Source organism: Streptomyces sp. NPDC037290 (assembly GCF_055603245.1).
Window position 1 is genome coordinate 1 of sequence record NZ_JBVJVZ010000114.1, and the last position, 2063, is coordinate 2063.

General features: G+C 70.4%; 1 protein-coding gene. It reads left to right on the top strand.

The annotated features are described in order from the left end of the window. The coding region (locus ACZ7HQ_RS45205) for an MMPL family transporter (protein WP_471003407.1) at positions 1–1746 on the top strand (1746 nt) is incomplete at its 5' end. Positions 1747–2063 lie beyond the last annotated feature (317 nt).

The following is a 2063-nucleotide window of genomic DNA, read 5'->3' on the forward strand; positions in this document are numbered from 1 at the left end:
CTCATGGTCGTCGTTCCGCTGATCAGCGACGCCGACATCGTCGCCACGACGAAGAAGGTCCGCGATGTCGCGGACGCCAACGCCCCCCCGGGCGTCGCCATCGAGGTGGGCGGGCCCGCCGGGTCGACGACCGACGCCGCCGGCGCTTTCGAGTCCCTCGACTCCATGCTGATGATGGTCACCGGTCTCGTGGTCGCCATCCTGCTGCTGATCACCTACCGCTCCCCCATCCTGTGGCTGCTGCCCCTGCTCTCCGTCGGCTTCGCCTCCGTGCTGACCCAGGTCGGCACCTACATGCTCGCCAAGTACGCCGGGCTGCCGGTCGACCCGCAGAGCTCCGGCGTCCTGATGGTCCTCGTGTTCGGTGTCGGCACCGACTACGCCCTGCTGCTCATCGCCCGCTACCGTGAGGAGCTGCGCCGCGAGCAGGACCGGCACGTCGCCATGAAGACTGCGCTGCGACGGTCGGGCCCGGCCATCCTGGCCTCGGCCGGCACCATCGCCATCGGCCTCGTCTGCCTGGTCCTCGCGGACGTCAACTCCTCCCGCTCCATGGGCCTGGTCGGTGCGATCGGCGTGGTCTGCGCCTTCCTCGCCATGGTCACGATCCTGCCCGCACTGCTGGTCATCCTGGGCCGCTGGGTGTTCTGGCCCTTCGTGCCCCGCTGGACAGCGGAGTCGGCCGCGGCCGCCGAGGCCCCGGCGTCCCACAGCCGCTGGGAGCGCATCGGTTCCGTCACGGCCGCCCGGCCGCGCCGCGCCTGGGTGCTGTCGTTGGCCGCGACGGGGCTTCTCGCCCTCAGCTCCCTCGGGCTCGACATGGGACTCACCCAGAGCGAACTGCTCCAGACGAAGCCCGAGTCCGTCGTAGCTCAGGAGCGGATCTCCGCCCACTACCCGTCCGGCTCCTCCGACCCCGCCACCGTCGTCGCGCCCAGCGCGGACGTGGCCGAGGTCCGTCGGGCGGCCGAAGGGACCGAAGGAGTGGTGTCCGTCGAGGACGGCCCCACCACTCCCGACGGAGAGCTGACCCTGCTGTCCGTGGTGCTCAAGGACGTTCCCGACAGCAGCGGGGCCAAGGACACCATCGATGCCCTGCGGGACAACACGGACGCCCTGGTGGGCGGTACGACCGCCCAGAGCCTGGACACCCAGCGTGCCTCGGTCCGTGACCTGTGGGTCACCGTCCCCGCGGTCCTGCTCGTGGTCCTGCTCGTCCTGATCTGGCTGCTGCGCTCGGTCACCGGACCGCTGATCATGCTCGGCACCGTGGTCGTGTCGTTCTTCGCGGCCCTGGGAGCATCCAACCTGCTCTTCGAGTACGTGATGGGACACGCCGGCGTCGACTGGTCGGTTCCGCTCCTGGGGTTCGTGTACCTGGTCGCCCTCGGAATCGACTACAACATCTTCCTCATGCACCGTGTGAAGGAGGAAGTCGCTCTGCACGGCCATGCCAAGGGCGTGCTCACCGGCCTGACCACCACCGGGGGCGTCATCACCAGCGCCGGTGTGGTCCTGGCCGCCACGTTCGCCGTCATCGCCACGCTACCGCTGGTGCCGATGGCTCAGATGGGTGTCGTGGTCGGCCTGGGCATCCTGCTGGACACCTTCCTCGTCCGGACGATCCTCCTGCCGGCACTGGCGCTCGATCTGGGGCCCCGGTTCTGGTGGCCGGGCGCGCTGTCGAAGACGTCCGGGGGGCCGGCCCCCGTCCGTGAGGACCGCACGTCCCAGCCCGTGGGCTGAACCCCGGCCCGACGAGACCCGTACGGCGGGGGGGCGGTTTCCCCCGGGCCCCCGCCGTCCGACTGAGCAACCCAGAAGATGGGACGCCCGAGACTTGGCGTCACGATGGTGGCCCACCGGCCGAAGGCCGATGTCCCGGAAGGAAGAGCCGTGTTGGGCGATGAGGACGGCAAGGCCGCCGAACTGTGGTCGATGGCGAACCTGGGTACTCCGATGGCCGTGCGCGTCGCAGCGACACTGCGCATCGCCGACCACATCACGGCAGGGGCGCACACCGCCGGCCAACTCGCCGCCGCGGCGGCCGTGCACGAGGACTC